Origin of the sequence: Nocardioides sp. (genome assembly GCF_041393715.1) — a bacterium.
Lineage (GTDB): Bacteria > Actinomycetota > Actinomycetes > Propionibacteriales > Nocardioidaceae > Nocardioides.
The window spans coordinates 333,780-350,981 of sequence record NZ_JAWKJQ010000004.1 but is presented as its reverse complement, the minus strand read 5'-3'; the positions used below and the strand labels follow the sequence as shown (position 1 = coordinate 350,981).

The window sequence follows — 17,202 nt, the reverse complement described above, 5'->3', positions numbered from 1 at the left end:
CGTGCTGCGCGGCGTCGACCTCGACGTACGCCGCGGCCAGGTCACCGCGCTGGTCGGTGACAACGGCGCCGGCAAGAGCACCCTGATCAAGGGCATCGCCGGCATCCACGCCTTCGACGCCGGCGACTACGAGTTCGAGGGCAAGCCGGTCAAGGTGCACGGCCCGCGAGAGGCCAACGCCCTCGGCATCGAGGTCGTCTACCAGGACCTCGCGCTGTGCGACAACCTCGACGTCGTCCACAACATGTTCCTCGGCCGCGAGGTCGCCAGTGCCGGCTTCCTCGACGAGGACAGCATGGAGGCCAGGGCGCGCGAGACCCTCGACGGCCTCTCGGTGCGCACCCTCAAGTCGGTGCGCACGGCCGTCGCCTCGCTCTCCGGCGGCCAGCGACAGACCGTCGCCATCGCCCGGGCCGTGCTGTGGAACTCCAAGGTCGTGATCCTCGACGAGCCCACGGCCGCGCTCGGCGTCGCCCAGACCGAGCAGGTCCTGCGGCTGGTCCGCCGGCTGGCCGACAACGGCCTCGGCGTGATCCTGATCAGCCACAACCTCAACGACGTGATGCAGGTCGCCGACGACATTGCCGTGCTCTACCTCGGCGAGATGGTCGCCCAGGTCCGCAAGGACGAGGTGACCTCCAACCAGGTGGTCGAGCTGATCACCGGCGGCCAGAGCGGGAAGCACGGGCGCTCGGCGTCCGACGCCCCCACGACCCCGGAGGAGGACGCATGAGCACCACCGCGAACCCCGACGTGGTCGACAACGAGGCCCGCGGCATCGTCTCCGACTACCTCACCAAGATCCGGGGCGGCGACGTCGGCGCCCTCCCCGCCATCCTCGGTCTGCTGGCGCTGGTGGCCGTCTTCTCGGTGCTGCGGCCCGGGCGGTTCACCGGCCCCTTCAACTTCGCCAACCTCATCAACCAGTCCTCGTCCATCGTCGTGCTGGCCATGGGCCTGATCTTCGTGCTGCTGCTCGGCGAGATCGACCTGTCGGCGGGCTACATCGGCGGCACCTCGGCGGCCGTGATGGGCGTGGTCATGACGCGGCACGGCTGGTCGGCCGTGCCCTCGCTGGTGGTCGGCATCCTGGTCGGAGCCTCGCTCGGTGCCGTGATCGGCATCCTGGTGGCCAGGCTCGGGATCCCGTCCTTCGTGGTGACACTGGCGTTCTTCCTCGGCCTGCAGGGCGCGATGCTGGTGATCATCGGCGAGGGCGGCACCATCGCCTACCGCAACGAGACCATCCTGGCGCTCAACAACAACGCGATGCCGGTGTGGCTGGGCTGGACGCTCGCGATCGTCGGCGTCCTCGCGTACGCCGGCCTGACCTGGCGCACGAACGCCAGGCGGCGGGCCGCCGGCCTGCACAGCCAGCCGACGTCGCTGTGGGCGCTGAAGACCGGGGTGCTCGCGGCGCTCGTGCTGGCGACGGTGTTCTACCTCTCCATCGAGCGCGGACCCAACCCGACCCTCAAGTCGATCAAGGGCGTGCCGATCGTGCTCGCGCTGGTCGCGGGGCTCCTGGTGGTGGCCACCCTGGCGCTCACCAAGACGGCCTGGGGTCGGCACGTCTTCGCGGTCGGCGGCAACGCCGAGGCCGCCCGCCGCGCCGGCATCAACGTGGCGTGGATCAAGCTCAGCTGCTTCATCGTCAACGGCGCCTTCGCGGCGCTCGCGGGCATCCTGATCGCCAGCCGCGACAACTCCGTGTCGCCGACGACCGGCGGCAACACCACGCTACTGTTCGCCGTGGGCGCCGCCGTGATCGGCGGGACCAGCCTCTTCGGTGGCAAGGGCCGCGCGGTCGACGCGGTGATCGGTGGTCTGGTGATGACGGTGATCGGCAACGGCATGGGCCTGATGCAGCAGTCGACGGGCAACATCTACATGATCACCGGCCTGGTGCTGCTGATCGCCGCCAGCGTCGACGCCATCAGCCGGAGGCAGGCAGCAGCGTCCGGACGGGCGTAGCGGTCGTGCCCAAGAAGCGCACGGGCATCGGGCAGGAGGAGCTGCGCCGCAACAACATGAGCCAGCTCCTCTCCCGGGTCCATGTGTCGGGTCCGACGTCTCGGGCGGCACTGACGAAGGAGCTGGGGCTCAACCGCAGCACCATCGGCGATCTCGCCTCCGCGCTGGAGGAGCTCGGGCTGATCTCCGAGGACGTCGCCACGGCGGAGGGGCGTTCCGGGCGCCCCTCCCTCGTGGTGGCGCCGCGCGAGGACAACGCCGTGGTCGCGATCGACCTCAGCGTCGACCGCATCGTGGTCGCTCTCGTCGCCCTCGGCGGCGCGGAGCTCGAGCGTCGGCAGCGGCCGCACCAGCGCGGCGAGCACGACGTCGTCCATGTGGTCGAGTCGGTGGCTCAGATGGTCACCGCCGTGCTCGGCGCGCACCCGCGGGTGCGCTGCCACGGCGTCGGCGTCTCCGTGCCCGGGGCGGTGCGCGCCGGGGACGGCCTGGTCCGGTTCGCGCCCAACCTCGGCTGGGTCGAGGAGCCGTTCACCGACATCCTGCACCACCGGCTCGGTCTGCCCGTCTCGACCGGCAACGACGCCGATCTCGGCGCGCTCGCCGAGCATCTGCGGGGCAGCGGCCGGGGTCGTGACGACATCGCCTACCTCAGCGGGCAGCGTCGGCATCGGCGGCGGCTTCCTGGTCGGTGGGGTGCCGCTCGCCGGCGCCAGCGGGTACGCCGGCGAGGTCGGTCACCTGCTGGTCGACAGCAACGGACCGAGGTGCCCGTGCGGAAACACCGGATGCTGGGAGACCAAGGTCGGCGAGAACCAGCGCCTCACCCTGGCCGGTCGGCTGCCGGGCGGCGGGCCCGAGGCGGTCGCGGAGGTGATCGCGGCCGCGGCGGCCGGCGAGCCGCAGCTGGCGCGGCCCTCGACGAGGTCGCCGAGTGGACCGGCGTGGGTCTGCGGGCGGTGATCAACCTCTTCAACTCCGAGGTGATCGTCCTCGGCGGCCACCTCGCCGACGTGTTCGAGGCCCGCGAGGCGCGGATCAACGAGGTGCTCGACCGGTGGACGCTGATGACCCCGCGCAGCGAGGTGCTCATCACCGCCTCGCCGCTGCACGCCGACGCCCCGCTGGTGGGTGCCGCCGAGCTGGCCTTCACGCCGCTGCTCGCCAACCCCGCCGGCGTCCGTCCCCGCGAGGTTCTCGCCGAGGCGTCGCAGACGGTGGGGTGAGGCGTCGCAGGCGGCGTCCCGCACGACCGATAGCCTGCTGCCGCCATGCTCGAGCCATTCCGCGCCTTCTGGACCAAGGTCATCGCCGCACCGATCGCGCGGCTGCTGCTGCGGCTGGGGGTGAGTCCCGACGCGGTCACCCTGGTCGGCACGCTGGGCGTGTCGGCCGCGGCGCTCTGGTTCTTCCCGCGGGGTGAGTTCTTCGTCGGGGTCCTGGTGATCACCGCCTTCGTCTTCAGCGATCTCGTCGACGGTCACATGGCCCGCGAGTCGGGACGCACCAGCTCCTTCGGGGCGTTCCTCGACTCCACGCTGGACCGGCTCGGCGACGCGGCGGTCTTCTCGGGGCTCGCGTTGTGGTTCGCGTGGGACGGCGACAGCCGCCTCTACCTCGGGCTCTCGCTGGTCTGCCTGGTGATGGGCAACGTGACGTCGTACGCCCGCGCTCGCGCCGAGGCCCTCGGCTTCGAGGCCAAGGTCGGCATCGCCGAGCGCGCCGACCGGCTGGTCGCGATCCTGGTGATGACCGGGCTGAGTGGGCTGCTCGGCTGGCCGGTGCTGATCGAGATCGCCCTGTGGGCGCTGGCGGTCGCGAGCACGGTGACGGTGGCCCAGCGGATCTTGGTCGTACGCCGGCAGGCCCAGGCCGCGGCGGCCGGCTGAACGGGGGCTGCCGCCGGCCACCACCGAATGACGATTCAGCCGCCGTCCCCCGTACGATGGAGACATGGCACCAGGCGACACCACCAGCACCCCGACGACCGCTGACCAGACCCTCTCCGAGGCCGCTCCCGAGGTCGGCACCTCCCGCGTGAAGCGCGGCATGGCGGAGATGCTCAAGGGCGGCGTGATCATGGACGTGGTCACCCCCGAGCAGGCCAAGATCGCCGAGGACGCCGGTGCCGTCGCCGTGATGGCGCTCGAGCGCGTCCCGGCCGACATCCGTGCCCAGGGCGGCGTGTCCCGGATGAGCGACCCCGACATGATCGACGGCATCGTCGCCGCGGTGTCGATCCCGGTGATGGCCAAGGCGCGGATCGGCCACTTCGCCGAGGCGCAGGTGCTGCAGAGCCTCGGCGTCGACTACATCGACGAGTCCGAGGTGCTCACCCCGGCCGACTACGCCCACCACATCGACAAGTGGTCCTTCACGGTGCCCTTCGTGTGTGGCGCGACCAACCTCGGCGAGGCGCTGCGCCGGATCACCGAGGGCGCCGCGATGATCCGCTCCAAGGGCGAGGCCGGCACCGGCGACGTCTCCAACGCGGTGACCCACATGCGCACCATCCGCGACGAGCTGCGCCGGCTCCAGGGTCTGCCCGACGACGAGCTCTATGTCGCCGCCAAGGAGCTGCAGGCGCCCTACGAGCTGGTCAAGGAGGTCGCCGCCGCCGGCAAGCTGCCCGTCGTGCTGTTCACCGCGGGTGGCATCGCCACGCCGGCCGACGCCGCGATGATGATGCAGCTCGGCGCCGAGGGCGTCTTCGTCGGCTCCGGCATCTTCAAGGCCGGCAACCCCGCCCAGCGCGCCGAGGCCATCGTCAAGGCCACGACGTTCTTCGACGACCCCGACGTGGTCGCCAAGGTCAGCCGTGGGCTCGGCGAGGCGATGGTCGGCATCAACGTCGAGGAGATCCCGCAGCCGCACCGGCTCGCCGAGCGTGGGTGGTGAGCGGCTCGCTCACGAGCGGCCGCCCGGTCGTCGGGGTCTTCGCCCTGCAGGGCGACGTACGGGAGCACCTCCAGGCGTTGGCGGCCGTCGGCGCCGAGCCCCTCGCCGTACGCCGGCCGACCGAGCTGGCCCGCTGCGACGGCTTCGTGATCCCCGGCGGGGAGTCCACCACGATGGCCAAGCTGGCCCGCACCTTCGAGCTGCTCGAGCCCCTGCGCGACCGGGTCAAGACCGGCATGCCGACCTTCGGGACCTGCGCGGGGATGATCCTGCTGGCCGACCGGATCGAGGACGGCATCGCCGGTCAGGAGACCGTCGGCGGCCTCGACATCACGGTGCGGCGCAACGCCTTCGGGCGGCAGGTCGACTCCTTCGAGGGCGATCTGGCCTTCGCGGGGCTGGCCGACCCGGTGCACGCGATCTTCATCCGCGCCCCGTGGGTCGAGCGGGTCGGCGACGACGTCGAGGTGCTCGCCCGGGTGGAGCGCGGCCCGGCCGTGGGTAGGATCGTCGCGGTCCGGCAGGGCCACCTGATGGCGACGGCGTTCCACCCCGAGGTGGGCGGCGACACCCGGGTGCACGCGCTGTTCGTGGACCTGGTCCGCGGCGGCTGAGCGCCGAGCCGCGCGCCACCCGACGTACGACGAGCAAGAAGAGGACGCATGTCTGGCCACTCCAAGTGGGCGACCACCAAGCACAAGAAGGCCGTGATCGACGCCCGGCGCGGCAAGCTGTTCGCCAAGCTGATCAAGAACATCGAGGTGGCGGCGCGGTCGGGCGGCGGCGACCCCGCCGGCAACCCGACGCTCTACGACGCGATCCAGAAGGCCAAGAAGTCCTCGGTCCCCAACGACAACATCGACCGCGCGGTCAAGCGGGGGTCCGGCGCGGAGGCCGGGGGAGCGGACTACCAGACGATCATGTACGAGGGCTACGGCCCCGCCGGCGTCGCGCTGCTCATCGAGTGCCTGACCGACAACCGCAACCGCGCCGCCATGGAGGTGCGCACCGCGACCACCCGCAACGGCGGCTCGCTGGCCGACCCGGGGTCGGTGTCGTTCCTGTTCAACCGCAAGGGCGTGGTGATCGTCCCCAAGGAGCAGGAGGGCAGGCAGGTGTCCGACGACGACGTGCTCGAGGCGACGCTCGACGCGGGCGCCGAGGAGGTCAACGACCTCGGGGAGGCCTTCGAGGTCATCTCCGAGGCCACCGACCTGGTCGGCGTACGCTCCGCGCTGCAGGAGGCCGGTCTCGACTACGACTCCGCCGAGGCCGAGTTCGTCCCGGACATGCAGGTGACCCTCGACGCCGACTCCGCGGGCAAGTTCACCCGCCTCGTCGACGCGCTCGAGGACTGCGACGACGTGCAGAACGTCTTCTCCAACGCCGACATCCCCGACGAGGTGCTGGCGGCGCTGGACGCCTGAGGCCGGCCGGGCGGTTGGTGAACGAGCACACCCCCGCCGCGTGTCGTACGACGACCGGCACGGCACCCGGGCTAGCGTGGGCTCCCGAACACACGTTCGGACGGCGCTCGTACGACGGGTGCCCGGAGACCAGCGGACCGCCAGGAGGCAGACCCATGCGGGTGCTGGGCATCGACCCCGGACTGACCCGATGCGGCCTGGGCGTCGTCGAGGGTCAGGTAGGGCGACCCCTGCGCCTGGTCGACGTCAACGTGCTCCGCACCAGCGCCGACCGGCCGGTGGCCGAGCGGCTGGTGACGATCGAGAAGGGCATCGACGCCTGGCTCGACGAGTTCGCCCCCGACGCCGTCGCCGTGGAGCGGGTCTTCGCGCGCTCCGACTCCAGCACGATCATGGGCACCGCCCAGGCCAGCGGCATCGCCATGGTCGCGGCCGCCCGACGTGGCATCCCGCTGGCCCTGCACACGCCGAGCGAGGTCAAGGCCGCGGTGTCCGGCAGCGGCCGGGCCGCCAAGGCCCAGGTCGGCGCGATGGTGGCCAGGATCCTGCGGCTCGAGGCCGCTCCCAAGCCCGCCGACGCCGCCGACGCGCTGGCGCTGGCCATCACCCACATCTGGCGCGGTGGCGCCCAGTCGCGGCTGGAGGCAGCCGTCGCCCAGCACGAGCGCCGGATCGCCGCCGCGGGAGGAGCCCGATGATCGCCTTCGTCCAGGGCAAGGTCGCCGCCGTGACCCTCACCAGCGCCGTGGTGGAGGTGGGGGGCGTCGGCATCGAGCTGCAGTGCACGCCGGGCACGCTCGCGACCCTGCGCGCCGGTCAGCCGGCCACTCTGCCGACGAGCATGGTGGTCCGCGAGGACTCGCTGACCCTGTTCGGCTTCCTCGACGACGACGAGAAGGGTCTCTTCGAGCTGCTGCAGACCGCGTCGGGCGTCGGTCCCAAGGTGGCCCAGTCGATGCTTGCGGTGCTGCCGCCCGACGACCTCCGCGCCGCGGTCGCCGGTGAGGACGTCAAGACCCTGACCCGGGTCCCCGGCATCGGCCAGAAGGGCGCCCAGCGGATCATCCTGGAGCTCAAGGACCGCATCGGCGCCCCCTCCGGCCGGCGTACGCCCGGAGGCGCCGCGTCCACCGCCGCCGGCTGGCGTGACCAGGTCCACCAGGGGCTGGTCGGGCTGGGCTGGTCGGCCAGGGAGGCGGAAAAGGCCGTCGACGCCGTCGCCCCCGACGCCGACGACGCCCCCGATGTCGGTGCGCTGCTGCGCGCCGCCCTGCGCACCCTGAGCAAGGCCTGAGGCGGTGCCCGACCCGATGCCCGACCCGAGGCACGACGACGACCTCGAGGCGATGGAGGAGACCCACCTCCGGTCCCTCACCGCGGCCGAGGCCGAGGGCGACGAGCGCACCATCGAGGCAGCGCTGCGGCCGCGCAGCCTCGACGAGGTGGTCGGTCAGGGGCGGGTGCGTGCCCAGCTCGGGCTGGTGCTCGAGGCCGCTCGGCAGCGGCAGCGGCCGCCCGACCATGTGCTGCTGTCCGGGCCGCCCGGTCTCGGCAAGACCACGCTGGCGATGATCATCGCCCACGAGATGAGCGTGCCGCTGCGGCTGACCAGCGGGCCCGCGATCACCCACGCCGGCGACCTGGCCGCCATCCTGTCCGGCCTCAACGAGGGCGACGTGCTCTTCGTCGACGAGCTCCACCGGATGTCGCGGCCGGCCGAGGAGATGCTCTACATGGCGATGGAGGACTTCCGGGTCGACGTCGTCATCGGCAAGGGCCCGGGGGCCACCGCGATCCCGCTGGAGATCCCGCCGTTCACCCTGGTCGGCGCCACCACCCGGGCCGGTCTGCTGCCCGGGCCGCTGCGCGACCGCTTCGGCTTCACCGCCCATCTGGAGTTCTACGAGCCCGAGGAGCTCGACGAGATCGTCCAGCGGTCCGCGCGCCTGCTCGACATCGACGCGCTCGACGAGGGCACCGCCGAGATCGCCTCCCGTTCCCGGGGCACTCCGCGCATCGCCAACCGGCTGCTCCGCCGGGTCCGCGACTATGCCCAGGTCCGTGCCGACGGCGTGGTGTCGCTGCCGGTGGCGCAGGCCGCCCTGGAGCTCTACGAGGTCGACGAGTCCGGGCTCGACCGTCTCGACCGCGCCGTGGTCGACGTCCTCTGCCGTCGGTTCGGCGGCGGCCCGGTGGGGCTCTCCACGTTGGCGGTCGCCGTCGGTGAGGAGCGCGAGACCGTCGAGGAGGTGGCCGAGCCGTTCCTGGTCCGCTCCGGCTTCCTGGCCCGTACGCCGCGCGGCAGGGTCGCCACGCCCGCCGCCTGGCAGCACCTCGGCCTGGCCGTGCCGGCCGCCGCGCAGGTCGCCGACGCCACCCTGTTCGACGACGGCGGGGACGACTGATCCAGCCCACCCGCCTGGATGAGGCGTGGTGAATGCATGCTGACGGGAACCCACGGCTACACTTCACCGTTGGTCGAGCCGAGGCCCGCCGCGCCGAGCCCGCCCGACCCAGTCGTCCTCACCGTCTGTTCGAGAGGTTGTGTGTCCGCGTGAAAGAGCTCGTCCAGCTCTTGCCGCTCATCGGGATCTTCCTGCTGATCTACCTGCTGATGATCCGCCCGACCATGCGCCGCAACCGTGACCTGGCCGCCCTCCAGAGTGCGTTGGGCGTCGGCGACGAGGTGATGCTGACCTCGGGCTTCTTCGGCACCGTGCGCGCACTCGACGACGAGCGCCTCAGGGTCGAGCTGGCCGACGCCGTCGTGGTGAGCGTCGCCCGCGGCGCGGTGGCCAAGGTGGTCGCCCCGGCCGGCCAGCCGGGCGCGGCACTCGACGACACCGACGAGACCGGCCCCGGCGACCTCGACACGGAGAGCTGACACGTGGCAGCCAACAGATACCGCCCCGGGCGCACCCTGGGGATGTTCTTCCTCGGCATGGCGATCGCCTACGGGCTGGTCGCCCTCGCCGGCAGCTGGAAGCCCGCCCTCGGCCTCGACCTCCAGGGCGGCACCCGCATCCAGCTCACGGCGAAGGGTGACGTCACCGCCGAGAGCCTCGACCAGGCCGCCCAGATCATCGACTCCCGCGTCAACGGCAGCGGCGTGAGCGAGGCCGAGGTCACCACCGCGGACAACCGCTACGTCATCGTGGAGATCCCCGGCTCCTCCCGAGCCGACCTCGTCGACACCGTGGCCCGTCAGGCCCAGCTGCGGTTCCGGATCGTCGCCCAGTCCGCCGCCTCGTCCTCGGGCTCGGTGACCGAGAGCTCCTCGCCCTCGCCCGGAGCGGGCGTGCTGCTGCCCGAGAGCCCGTCCGCCAGTGCCAGCGCGAGCGACGGGGCCAGCGACGGGGCCAGCGACGGGGCCAGCGACGGGGCCAGCCCCACCGCCACACCCGCCGGCCGCGCGCCGTACGCCGGCAAGGCGGCGGCCACCGGCAGTGCCTCGCCCTCCGCAGAGCCGTCAGCCTCCGCGACCGACTCCCCGTCCGACACGCCCACTGACCAGCCCGCCGACGGGTCGGTGCCGATCGACCAGCCGTTGCTGTGGTCGCAGAGCCCGGGCCAGGAGTGGCTCGACAAGTTCGCGAAGTTCACCTGCCCCGCTCCCGGCGAGGCCGCCGACGTCAAGGACGACCCCGACAAGCCGCTGATCACCTGCGACGGCAACGGCAACAAGTTCCTCCTCTCGGTCGCGATGATCGAGGGCACCCAGCTCGACTCGGCCGACGCGGGTGCCCCCAACCAGCAGAGCGTCGAGTGGGTCGTCCAGCTCGACTTCAACAAGGAGGCCACCAAGGTCTTCGCCGACATCTCGCGCGAGCTGGTCGGCACGCAGCGGCAGTTCGCGATCGTGCTCGACGGTCAGGTGATCAGCGCGCCCACCATGAACGGGCTGATCACCAACGGCCAGGCCGAGATCAGCGGCAGCTTCAGCCAGGCCGAGGCCCAGAGCCTGGCCACCAGCCTGAAGTTCGGTGCGCTCCCCGTGTCCTTCGAGGACCCCACGTTCGAGACCATCGGCCCCAGCCTGGCCGGCAACCAGCTCCAGGCGGGGATCACCGCGGGCCTGGTGGGGCTCGCGCTGGTGATGCTCTACTGCCTGGTCTACTACCGCGGCCTCGGCGTCGTCGTCATCGCCTCTCTCCTGGTGGCCGCGGCGCTGACCTACGCGATGGTGATGCTGCTCAGCAAGACCGCGGGCTTCACGCTGACCCTGCCGGGCATCGCGGGTCTGATCGTCGCGGTCGGCATCACCGCCGACTCCTTCATCGTCTACTTCGAGCGGATCCGCGACGAGATGCGCGACGGCAAGTCGATGCGGGTCGCGGTCGAGGCGGGCTGGAAGCGTGCCCGGAACACCTGTCTGGCCGCCGACACCGTCTCCCTGATGGCCGCCATCGTCCTCTACGTCGCCGCGACCGGCGTGGTGAAGGGCTTCGCGTTCGCCCTCGGTCTGTCCACGGTCATCGACCTGGTGGTGTTCTTCTGGTTCACCCACCCGCTGGTCTCCTGGCTGGCGCACTTCCCGTTCTTCAACAAGGGCCACAAGCTGTCCGGCCTGGACGCCGAGAACCTCGGCCTCGACCGGCTGCCGGCAGGAGGGAGGGCCTGATGAGCAGATTCTCCCGTTGGGGCGGTGACCTCTACTCCGGCCGTCGTTCGATCGAGTTCGTCGGGCGCAGGTGGCTGTGGTACGCCATCTCGGGCGTCATCGTGCTCGTCGCGGCGGTGGGCCTGCAGGTCAAGCCGCTCGACTTCGGCATCGAGTTCGTCGGTGGCGCCCAGTTCAAGGTCAGCCTGCCGAGCGACCAGGTCACCCAGGACAACGCCGACAAGCTCCGTGAGGCGGTCGCGGCCACCGGCATCGACAACGCCAAGGCCCCGGTCGTCTCGACCTCCGGCCAGGAGGCCATCGACGTCCAGACCCAGCCGCTCACCTCCGCGGAGAGCCAGCAGGTCGTGGAGGCCATCGCGTCGACGGTGGGCGTCGACGCCAAGACCGACATCAACCAGTCAGAGGTCGGACCGAGCTGGGGCAAGACGGTGGCCAAACGGTCGCTGATCGGCCTGACCGTGTTCCTGGTGCTGGTGGCGCTGTTCATCGCGCTCTACTTCCGGGAGTGGAAGATGAGCGTCGCCGCCTTGGTGGCGCTCGCCCACGACCTGGTGATCACCATCGGCGTCTATGCCTGGTCCGGCTTCGAGGTCACGCCGGCCACGGTCACCGGTCTGCTGACCATCCTCGGCTTCTCGCTCTACGACACCGTCGTGGTCTTCGACAAGGTGCGCGAGAACACCAAGAACCTCCGCAAGACCCACATGACCTACGCCGAGGCGTCCAACCTGGCCGTCAACCAGACCCTGGTCCGCTCGATCAACACCTCGTTGGTCGCGCTGCTCCCCGTCGCGGCCATCCTCTACGTCGGCGTCGTCCAGCTCGGCTCCGGGTCACTGAAGGACCTGTCGCTCGCCCTGTTCGTCGGCATGGCGGCCGGCACCTACTCCTCCATCTTCGTGGCCACGCCGCTGCTGGTTCACCTGAAGTCGATGGAGAAGCCGATCCAGGAGGCCGACCGCCGGGCCAAGGCGCGCAAGAAGCACCAGGCCGACCGCTACGCCAGCGTGCCGGCGTTCGCCGAGGACATGCCGATCTACACCGACCCCGACGCGTCGGGGGCTCGCCTGGCCGGGTCGGTCGAGGTGCTCGACGGCGACCCGACCGACGACCCGACCGATGACCTGGACGATGACCTGGACGCGGACGCCGACGAGCGGCCGACCCGCTCGCAGCCCGCGATGGGCAAGGGCCGGGTCACGCCCACGCCCCGAGGCGAGGTGCGGCGCAGCGGGTCGGCCGGTCGCGCCCAACCCGCGCGCGAGTCACGGGCGAAGCGGGGCAAGAAGTGAGCGCCGGTTCCGCCGACGACGTGATCGCCCGGGCGGTGGCCGCCATGGAGCGGCTGGTCATCGAGGTGCCCGACTTCCCCGAGCCCGGCATCCTGTTCCGCGACATCAGCCCGATGCTGGCCGACCACACGGCGTTCACCACGGTCATCGAGGCACTGGCCTCGGCGGGCCGCGACGCCTCCGGTGCCACGGTCGTCGACAAGGTCGTCGGCATGGAGTCGCGCGGCTTCATCCTGGGCGCCCCGGTGGCGCTCGCCCTGGGCATCGGGTTCGTGCCCGTCCGCAAGGCCGGCAAGCTGCCCCGCGAGTGCCACGCGGTGTCCTATGACCTGGAGTACGGCCAGGCCACCCTGGAGATCCACACCGACGCCATCGACCCGGGCGAGCGGGTGCTGCTCGTCGACGCCGTACTGGCCACCGGCGGCACCGTCGCCGCGACCCGGCAGCTGGTCGACCTGTGTGGTGGCGTGACGCAGGCGGTTTCGGTGCTGATGGAGCTCGGCGCGCTGCCGGGCCGTGAGGCGGTCGGCGGTCTGCCGCTGACGGTGCTGGCCACCGTCTAGCCACACCGGTCGGCCCCTAGACTGGGTCAATGACCGAGGACCCGGCCGTCGAGAGCCCGCGCCAGCGGGTCTCCGAGCCCGTCCTCACCCCGCGCGGCATGCGCGCTCGGATCGCCCGGATCGGCACCCGCAGCCAGGACCGAAACCCGGTCCTCGACCCGCTGTTCAACGCCGTCCGCGCCAACCATCCCAAGGCCGACCTCGCGCTCCTCGAGCGCGCCTACACCACCGCAGAGCGCTACCACCGCGGGCAGATGCGCAAGAGCGGCGACCCCTACATCACCCACCCGCTCGCCGTGACCACCATCCTGGCCGACATCGGCATGACCGAGCCGACGCTGGTGGCGGCGCTGCTGCACGACACGGTCGAGGACACGCCCTACACGCTGGAGGAGCTGACCGCCGACTTCGGCGCCGAGGTCGCCGCCCTCGTCGACGGCGTCACCAAGCTCGACAAGGTGCAGTACGGCGAGACCGCCGAGGCCGAGACGATCCGCAAGATGATCGTCGCGATGGCCCGCGACATCAGGGTGCTGGTCATCAAGCTGGCCGACCGGCTCCACAACATGCGCACGCTGCGCTACGTCAAGCGCGAGTCGCAGGAGCGCACCGCGCGACAGACGCTCGACATCTACGCCCCGCTCGCCCACCGACTGGGCATGAACACCATCAAGTGGGAGCTGGAGGACCTCGCCTTCGCGACCCTGCATCCGAAGATCTACGACGAGATCGTGCGGATGGTCGCCGAGCGGGCGCCCTCACGAGACCAGTTCCTTGCCCAGGTGATCCACCAGGTGGAGGCCGACCTGCGTGAGGCGCGGATCAAGGCGACGGTGACGGGCCGGCCCAAGCACTACTACTCGATCTACCAGAAGATGATCGTCGGCGGCCGCGAGTTCTCCGACATCCACGACCTGGTCGGCATCCGCATCCTGGTCGACGAGGACCAGGACTGCTACGCCGTCCTCGGCATCCTGCACGCCCGCTGGAACCCGGTGCTCGGCCGGTTCAAGGACTACGTCGCGATGCCGAAGTTCAACATGTACCAGTCGTTGCACACGACGGTGATCGGCCCGCAGGGCAAGCCGGTCGAGCTGCAGATCCGCACCTACGCCCAGCACCGGCGGGCGGAGTACGGCGTCGCCGCCCACTGGAAGTACAAGGAGGCCGGGCGCGCCGGCCAGGACACCGAGCGCCCCGGTGACCTCGACGACATGACCTGGGTGCGTCAGCTGCTCGACTGGCAGAGCGACGTGGAGGACCCGGGAGAGTTCCTGGAGTCGCTGCGCTTCGAGATCAACCGTGCCGAGGTCTACGTCTTCACCCCGCGCGGCGACGTCCAGGCGCTGCCCGCCGGCGCCACCCCCGTCGACTTCGCGTACGCCGTCCACACCGAGGTCGGTCACCACACCATCGGCGCCCGGGTCAACGGCCGCCTGGTGCCGCTGGAGTCCCGCCTCGACAACGGTGACGTGGTCGAGGTCTTCACCTCGAAGAACCCCAACGCCGGCCCGTCGCGCGACTGGCTCAACTTCGTCAAGTCGCCCCGGGCCCGCTCCAAGATCCGTCAGTGGTTCACCAAGGAGCGGCGCGAGGAGGCCATCGAGCGCGGCAAGGAGCAGATCGCCAAGCTGGTCCGCAAGGAGGGTGTCGGCCTCAAGCGGGTGCTCACCCACGAGTCACTGACGCTCGCCGCCCAGCACTTCAACATCTCCGACGTGTCGGCCCTCTATGCCGCCGTCGGCGAGGGCAACCTCAGCGCGCAGGCGGTGGTGCGTCGGGTCATCGACCTGCACGGCGGCGACGAGGGCGCCCGCGAGGACCTCGCCGAGGGCGTCACGATCACCGGCCGGCGCGGTCGCGCCAAGGTCACCCCGGTCGGCGACACCGGCGTCGTGGTCAAGGGCGTCGGTGACCTGTGGGTCAAGCTCGCCAAGTGCTGCACGCCGGTGCCGGGCGACCCGATCCTCGGCTTCGTCACCAAGGGCGGCGGCGTCTCGGTCCACCGCACCGACTGCACCAACGCCGCCGACCTGCAGCGGCAGCCGGAGCGGCTGGTCGAGGTGGAGTGGGCGCCCACGTCGCAGTCGACGTACCTCGTCAACATCCAGGTGGAGGCGCTCGACCGCGCGCGCCTGCTCTCCGACATCACCATGGCGCTCTCCGACGCCCACGTGAACATCCTCAGCGCCCACCTGACCACCACTCGCGACCGGGTCGCGAAGAGCCGCTTCAGCTTCGAGATGGCCGACGCCACCCACCTCGACACAGTGCTCAAGGCGGTGCGCAACGTGCCGGGCGTCTTCGACGCCTACCGCGTCACCCAGTAGCCCCGGCCGGGCCGGGAGTCAGCCGGTGAACTCGTCGGAGGCCCGGCGGGCCATCTCGAGGAACTGCTGCCGCGAGGCGAGGTTCTCCTCGAGCTCGGTGACCTTCTTCGCCTCGCCCGCGGCGCGCGCCTTGTCGAGGTCGGCCTCGATCTTGGCGATCGCGCTCTCGAGCTGGCTCACCATGTCGTCGGCGCGGGCGGACTTCTCCGGGTCGCTGCGCCGCCACTGCTCGTCCTCCAGGGACCGGACCGCCTGCTCCACCTTGCGGATCCGGCCCTCGAGCTCCTTCATCCGGTCGCGGGGCACCTTGCCCGCGGCGTCCCAGCGCTCGGCGATGCTGCGCAGGCTGCGCTTCGCCGCCTCCAGGTCGGTGACCGGCAGCAGTGCCTCGGCCTCGACGAGCAGCTCCTCCTTGACCTTCGCGTTGGCGGCGTACTCCTCGTCGACCTTGGCGTTGGCGGCGTCACGGGCCCCGAAGAAGGAGTCCTGTGCGCCGCGGAAGCGCTGCCACAGCGACTCGTCGACGTCGCGGGGCGCGGGGCCGGCGGCCTTCCACTCGCGCATCAGGTCGCGGAACGCACCGGAGGTGGGACCCCAGTCGGTGGAGCCGGCGAGCTCCTCGGCGCGGACGACCAGCCGCTCCTTGACCACCCGGGCGCCCTCACGGCGCTCCTGCTGCTCGGCGAAGTGCGCCTTGCGGCGGCGGGTGTAGGCGGTCCGGGCGGTGGAGAAGCGGCGCCACAACGCGTCGTCGGAGGCGCGGTCGAGCCGGGGCAAGGCCTTCCACTCGTCGAGCAGCTCGCGCAGCCGGTTGGCGCCGTGGCGCCAGTCGTTGCTGTCGGCGAGTTTCTCGGCGACGCCCACGATGCGCTCCTTCTCGGCCCGCGACTCCTCGGCCTTGGCGGCGCGCTCGACCTTGCGGGCCTCGCGCTGCTCGGCGATGACGGGGGAGAGGGAGTCCAGCCGGCCGGCCAGCGCGGTCAGGTCGCCGACGGCGTTGGCATCGGTGACCTGTTCGCGCACCGTCTTGACCGACGAGGTGGCCTCCTCGGGGCTGAGCACGCCGGCGCGGACCCGCTGCTCGAGGAGCCCGACCTCGAACGCGAGCGCGTCGAAACGGTCGGTGTAGAACTTCAGAGCCTCCTCGGGCGTGCCCTCGGGATACTGGCCGACGGAGCGCTCCCCGTCGGCGGTGCGCACGAACACGGTGCCGTCGTCGGCGACGCGTCCCCACTCATGGCTCGTCACGTTGGTTCCCTCTTCGTCCGGCACGCGTCACCGCCGACGCGCAGGGACCATGCTAGTCATGGCCGTCCGTGGCGATGCGGAGGCAGCCCCCCGCGGTCGGTAGTCTGCCCGGGTGTTGATCGCAGGCTTCCCCGCCGGCCCGTGGGCCACCAACTGCTACGTCGTGGCGACCGGGCCCGGCGCCGAGTGCGTGGTGGTCGACCCCGGCAAGGACGCCGCCGAGGGCGTGGCCGAGGTGGTGCGCGAGCACCGGCTCTAGCCGGTGTCCGTGCTGGTCACCCATGGCCACCTCGACCACATGTGGTGCGTCGCTCCGGTGGCCGGCGGCTATGACGCCACCGCCTGGATCCACCCCGCCGACCGGCACCTGCTGACCGACCCGCTGGCGGGCATGTCGCGGGAGACCCGGCAGATGCTGCCCGGGTTGCTCGGCGACGCCGACGCGGCGTGGGCCGAGCCCGACGACGTGCGCGAGCTCGCCGACGGACAGCATCTCGAGCTGGCCGGCGTGGAGTTCGTCGTCGACCACACCCCGGCCACACCGAGGGGTCGGTCACCTTCCGGACGCCGTACGCCGAGGTGCCCGGCGTGTCCGCGGTGATGTTCTCCGGCGACCTGCTCTTCGCCGGCTCGATCGGCCGCACCGACCTCCCCGGCGGCGACCACCCCACGATGCTGCGCAGCCTGCGCGACAAGGTGCTCACGCTCGACGACGACGTCGTCGTGCTGCCCGGCCACGGGGAGCAGACCTCGATCGGCCGCGAGCGCGTCACCAACCCCTACCTGCTGGACGTGGCCGAGGCCGCGGCCGGCCACGTCCCGCCCGTGACCCGAGGACTCTGAGAC

At 71.5% G+C, this 17,202-nt stretch carries 19 protein-coding genes and 2 pseudogenes; 20 read left to right on the top strand and 1 reads right to left on the bottom strand.

Annotated elements, in window-relative coordinates:
- Position 1 precedes the first annotated feature (1 nt).
- The 17 genes and pseudogenes from R2740_RS08890 to R2740_RS08810 all read left to right on the top strand — a co-directional run bounded on the left by R2740_RS08890 (position 2) and on the right by R2740_RS08810 (position 15,108).
- Positions 2 to 733 carry an ATP-binding cassette domain-containing protein gene (locus tag R2740_RS08890; RefSeq protein WP_371302312.1) on the top strand — a complete coding sequence of 244 codons (732 nt, stop codon included), beginning with the start codon at positions 2 to 4 and terminating at the stop codon, positions 731 to 733.
- Positions 730 to 1,974, top strand: a complete 1,245-nt coding sequence (locus R2740_RS08885) for a sugar ABC transporter permease (RefSeq protein WP_371302311.1) — start codon at positions 730 to 732, stop codon at positions 1,972 to 1,974. The genes R2740_RS08890 and R2740_RS08885 overlap by 4 nt, the downstream gene beginning before the upstream one ends.
- A gap of 56 nt (positions 1,975 to 2,030) precedes the next feature.
- Positions 2,031 to 2,612 (top strand): annotated as a pseudogene (locus R2740_RS08880) (ROK family protein); the annotation flags it as partial.
- A pseudogene (locus R2740_RS08875) lies at positions 2,608 to 2,721 on the top strand (hypothetical protein); the annotation flags it as partial. The pseudogenes R2740_RS08880 and R2740_RS08875, both read left to right, overlap by 5 nt.
- 41 nt (positions 2,722 to 2,762) lie before the next feature.
- Positions 2,763 to 3,200 carry an ROK family protein gene (locus tag R2740_RS08870; protein ID WP_371302328.1) on the top strand — a complete coding sequence of 146 codons (438 nt, stop codon included), beginning with the start codon at positions 2,763 to 2,765 and terminating at the stop codon, positions 3,198 to 3,200.
- A gap of 45 nt (positions 3,201 to 3,245) precedes the next feature.
- A complete protein-coding gene (gene pgsA / locus R2740_RS08865) occupies positions 3,246 to 3,863 on the top strand; it encodes a phosphatidylinositol phosphate synthase (protein WP_371302310.1) in 618 nt (205 codons plus the stop codon).
- Positions 3,864 to 3,927: 64 nt separating this feature from the next.
- Positions 3,928 to 4,872, top strand: coding sequence for a pyridoxal 5'-phosphate synthase lyase subunit PdxS (pdxS, locus tag R2740_RS08860; RefSeq protein WP_371302309.1), 945 nt, complete (start codon positions 3,928 to 3,930; stop codon positions 4,870 to 4,872).
- Positions 4,869 to 5,486: a pyridoxal 5'-phosphate synthase glutaminase subunit PdxT gene (pdxT, locus tag R2740_RS08855; RefSeq protein WP_371302308.1), complete on the top strand. Its 618-nt coding sequence runs from the start codon at positions 4,869 to 4,871 to the stop codon at positions 5,484 to 5,486. Before pdxS ends, pdxT begins: the two co-directional genes overlap by 4 nt.
- Positions 5,487 to 5,534: 48 nt before the next feature.
- Complete coding sequence (locus R2740_RS08850) at positions 5,535 to 6,299, top strand: YebC/PmpR family DNA-binding transcriptional regulator (RefSeq protein WP_371302307.1); 765 nt, start codon at positions 5,535 to 5,537, stop codon at positions 6,297 to 6,299.
- A 164-nt stretch (positions 6,300 to 6,463) separates the two neighbouring features.
- Positions 6,464 to 6,997, top strand: a complete 534-nt coding sequence (ruvC, locus tag R2740_RS08845; RefSeq protein WP_371302327.1) for a crossover junction endodeoxyribonuclease RuvC — start codon at positions 6,464 to 6,466, stop codon at positions 6,995 to 6,997.
- Positions 6,994 to 7,593, top strand: coding sequence for a Holliday junction branch migration protein RuvA (gene ruvA / locus R2740_RS08840; protein WP_371302306.1), 600 nt, complete (start codon positions 6,994 to 6,996; stop codon positions 7,591 to 7,593). Before ruvC ends, ruvA begins: the two co-directional genes overlap by 4 nt.
- A 52-nt stretch (positions 7,594 to 7,645) precedes the next feature.
- Entirely contained in the window at positions 7,646 to 8,704 is a 1,059-nt protein-coding gene (ruvB, locus tag R2740_RS08835; protein ID WP_371302326.1) for a Holliday junction branch migration DNA helicase RuvB, read from the top strand.
- A gap of 149 nt (positions 8,705 to 8,853) precedes the next feature.
- Positions 8,854 to 9,183 carry a preprotein translocase subunit YajC gene (gene yajC, locus R2740_RS08830; RefSeq protein WP_371302305.1) on the top strand — a complete coding sequence of 110 codons (330 nt, stop codon included), beginning with the start codon at positions 8,854 to 8,856 and terminating at the stop codon, positions 9,181 to 9,183.
- A gap of 3 nt (positions 9,184 to 9,186) precedes the next feature.
- Positions 9,187 to 10,920 (top strand): protein translocase subunit SecD, encoded by a 1,734-nt coding sequence (gene secD, locus R2740_RS08825; protein ID WP_371302304.1) that lies wholly within the window; start codon positions 9,187 to 9,189, stop codon positions 10,918 to 10,920.
- Complete coding sequence (secF, locus tag R2740_RS08820) at positions 10,920 to 12,215, top strand: protein translocase subunit SecF (protein ID WP_371302303.1); 1,296 nt, start codon at positions 10,920 to 10,922, stop codon at positions 12,213 to 12,215. Before secD ends, secF begins: the two co-directional genes overlap by 1 nt.
- Positions 12,216 to 12,259: 44 nt before the next feature.
- Entirely contained in the window at positions 12,260 to 12,778 is a 519-nt protein-coding gene (locus R2740_RS08815) for an adenine phosphoribosyltransferase (RefSeq protein ID WP_371302325.1), read from the top strand.
- Positions 12,779 to 12,807: 29 nt separating this feature from the next.
- The gene (locus R2740_RS08810; protein WP_371302302.1) at positions 12,808 to 15,108 is read left to right on the top strand and encodes a bifunctional (p)ppGpp synthetase/guanosine-3',5'-bis(diphosphate) 3'-pyrophosphohydrolase; all 2,301 of its coding nucleotides are present in this window, start codon (positions 12,808 to 12,810) and stop codon (positions 15,106 to 15,108) included.
- Positions 15,109 to 15,126: 18 nt separating this feature from the next.
- Here R2740_RS08810 and R2740_RS08805 read toward each other — a convergent pair whose 3' ends face one another.
- Positions 15,127 to 16,356: a DUF349 domain-containing protein gene (locus tag R2740_RS08805; RefSeq protein WP_371302301.1), complete on the bottom strand. Its 1,230-nt coding sequence runs from the start codon at positions 16,354 to 16,356 to the stop codon at positions 15,127 to 15,129.
- Positions 16,357 to 16,468: 112 nt separating this feature from the next.
- Here R2740_RS08805 and R2740_RS08800 point away from each other — a divergent pair, with 112 nt between their 5' ends.
- From R2740_RS08800 to R2740_RS08790, 3 genes are read left to right on the top strand one after another with little or no spacing between them, the layout of a single operon-like run.
- Positions 16,469 to 16,615 carry an MBL fold metallo-hydrolase gene (locus tag R2740_RS08800; protein WP_371302300.1) on the top strand — a complete coding sequence of 49 codons (147 nt, stop codon included), beginning with the start codon at positions 16,469 to 16,471 and terminating at the stop codon, positions 16,613 to 16,615.
- 9 nt (positions 16,616 to 16,624) lie between these two features.
- On the top strand, positions 16,625 to 16,957 hold the full coding sequence (locus tag R2740_RS08795; RefSeq protein ID WP_371302299.1) for an MBL fold metallo-hydrolase: 333 nt from the start codon (positions 16,625 to 16,627) through the stop codon (positions 16,955 to 16,957).
- The gene (locus R2740_RS08790; protein ID WP_371302298.1) at positions 16,945 to 17,199 is read left to right on the top strand and encodes an MBL fold metallo-hydrolase; all 255 of its coding nucleotides are present in this window, start codon (positions 16,945 to 16,947) and stop codon (positions 17,197 to 17,199) included. Before R2740_RS08795 ends, R2740_RS08790 begins: the two co-directional genes overlap by 13 nt.
- Positions 17,200 to 17,202: the final 3 nt, after the last annotated feature.

Bases quoted from the DNA above. Each gene is read 5' to 3' on its own strand.
- R2740_RS08815 (WP_371302325.1), top strand. From the start codon at position 12,260: ATGGAGCGGCTGGTCATCGAGGTGCCCGACTTCCCCGAGCCCGGCATC.
- pdxS (WP_371302309.1), top strand. From the start codon at position 3,928: ATGGCACCAGGCGACACCACCAGCACCCCGACGACCGCTGACCAGACC.
- ruvA (WP_371302306.1), top strand. From the start codon at position 6,994: ATGATCGCCTTCGTCCAGGGCAAGGTCGCCGCCGTGACCCTCACCAGC.
- R2740_RS08870 (WP_371302328.1), top strand. From the start codon at position 2,763: ATGCTGGGAGACCAAGGTCGGCGAGAACCAGCGCCTCACCCTGGCCGG.
- pgsA (WP_371302310.1), top strand. From the start codon at position 3,246: ATGCTCGAGCCATTCCGCGCCTTCTGGACCAAGGTCATCGCCGCACCG.
- R2740_RS08850 (WP_371302307.1), top strand. From the start codon at position 5,535: ATGTCTGGCCACTCCAAGTGGGCGACCACCAAGCACAAGAAGGCCGTG.
- R2740_RS08810 (WP_371302302.1), top strand. From the start codon at position 12,808: ATGACCGAGGACCCGGCCGTCGAGAGCCCGCGCCAGCGGGTCTCCGAG.
- secF (WP_371302303.1), top strand. From the start codon at position 10,920: ATGAGCAGATTCTCCCGTTGGGGCGGTGACCTCTACTCCGGCCGTCGT.
- R2740_RS08885 (WP_371302311.1), top strand. From the start codon at position 730: ATGAGCACCACCGCGAACCCCGACGTGGTCGACAACGAGGCCCGCGGC.
- ruvB (WP_371302326.1), top strand. From the start codon at position 7,646: ATGGAGGAGACCCACCTCCGGTCCCTCACCGCGGCCGAGGCCGAGGGC.